The following is a 418-nucleotide window of genomic DNA, read 5'->3' as shown; positions in this document are numbered from 1 at the left end:
ATAATGATGCCCATTCTGCGCAAACGGACATACAACTTTGCCTTTTTCTTTAACTTGAACTAATTGTGTCCCTCTGATGTCTGTAAATGTCGGAATAGGATTTACGCCTTCCACTACTTCCATTATATGTATAAAAATTCTGGTTGTATCTGACGGAATATTATCGAAAGAAAGGACAATTCCATCAGGAGCATTTTCAGCCTTTAATATGATAGTGTCGTTTTTAAACAAGACTTCATTAGTCGCACAGCCGATAAACGCCATAACTAAAATCAACGCAACACTCAACTTCCGAAAAAAAAGATAACCCATTTTAAATTCCCCCCAATAATTGATTTTACCGCTTTTTTGTCTGATATGTCAATATTTTTTTACATATTTCAAAAAAATTACTTCTTAACTGCCGTCATCAAAATAA

At 33.7% G+C, this 418-nt stretch carries 1 protein-coding gene; it reads right to left on the bottom strand.

All coding sequences use genetic code 11. The features are described from left to right. Positions 1 to 276: hypothetical protein (locus tag ACYVTD_RS17165; RefSeq protein WP_461248853.1), on the bottom strand; the 276-nt coding region annotated here is incomplete at its 3' end. Between the last annotated feature and the right edge of the window lie 142 nt (positions 277 to 418).

The sequence above is a fragment of the Treponema sp. R6D11 genome, assembly GCF_054786075.1.
The sequence above is the reverse complement of the archived record's forward strand: the minus strand, read 5'-3'. Positions and strand labels throughout refer to the sequence as shown.